Annotated in this window: 1 protein-coding gene; it reads left to right on the top strand. The window is 56.7% G+C overall.

What is annotated here, in order from left to right; all coding sequences use genetic code 11:
• Positions 1 to 1174: IS66 family transposase (locus AU11_RS17565; RefSeq protein ID WP_043321088.1), on the top strand; the 1174-nt coding region annotated here is incomplete at both ends.

Genomic DNA, 1174 nt, shown 5'->3' with positions numbered 1-1174 from the left:
GCACTTTGCCCGCAGCAGTGAACAGTCCCCGGATCAGTACGGCTTCTTTGATGAGGCTGAAGTCGAATCGGAAACGCCTGCGCCGGATCTTGCCGCAGAACCCCCTTCTGAAAACGCCACAAAACCTCAGTCGAGAAAGACCTCCGGTCGCCGCGCCTTGCCGGCGGAACTTCCACGTGTCCGCCGTGAGCACGATCTGCCGGAGGAGCAAAAGAGCTGTACTTGCGGCTGCCAGCTCCAGGCTATTGGCGAAGAGATCAGCGAACAACTCGACATCATCCCGGCCAAAATCCAGGTCATCCAGCACGTACGCAAGAAGTACGGCTGCAAGACCTGCGAGTCCAATGTCAAAACGGCGCCACTACCGGCCCAGCCCATCCCGAAAAGCAATGCCAGTCCCGGCCTGCTGGCCCAGGTCACCGTTGCCAAATACCAAGATGCACTGCCGCTGGCCCGACAGGAAAAGATCTTCGCCCGATATGGCGTAGATCTCCCACGTAACACTCTGGCCAACTGGATTATCCGCTGCGGTGAGCTGGTACAGCCACTGCTGAACCTGATGGAAGACCGATTACGATCAGGTCCCATCATTCAGTGCGATGAAACACCAGTGCAGGTACTCAAGGAGCCCGACAAGCCACCGGAGAGCAAATCCTATATGTGGGTACGCCTCGGCGGCCTCCCGGATGAGCAAGTCGTACTCTACGACTACCACGCCAGCCGCAGTGGCGACGTGGCCGGCCGCCTATTGTCCGGCTACACCGGCTATCTACAGACCGACGACTATGCCGGTTACCACGCCGTGGGTAGTGAAAACACCATCACGCACATCGGTTGCTGGGCCCACGCGCGGCGGAAATTTATCGAGGCACAAAAGGTTACCGGCGGCAAAGATAAAAAGAGCAAAAGCAAATCGAAATCGCCCAGTAAAGCCGATATTGCATTGAATTACATCGGCCACCTCTATGGCATCGAGCGGCAAGCTAAAACGTGTACTGCGGAAGAGCGCTATCAGATCCGCCAGGCGAAAAGCCTGCCCGTACTGGACAAGCTGCGCGGGTGGCTCGATAAAAACCTACCGAAAATACTACCCAAGAGCACACTTGGCAAAGCAATGTCGTACCTCGATAAGAACTGGACGAAGCTCTACCGGTATACGGAAGATGGCCGCCTA

This window comes from Microbulbifer sp. HZ11 (assembly GCF_000708675.1).
Taxonomy (GTDB): Bacteria; Pseudomonadota; Gammaproteobacteria; order Pseudomonadales; family Cellvibrionaceae; genus Microbulbifer.
The sequence above is the reverse complement of the archived record's forward strand: the minus strand, read 5'-3'. Positions and strand labels throughout refer to the sequence as shown.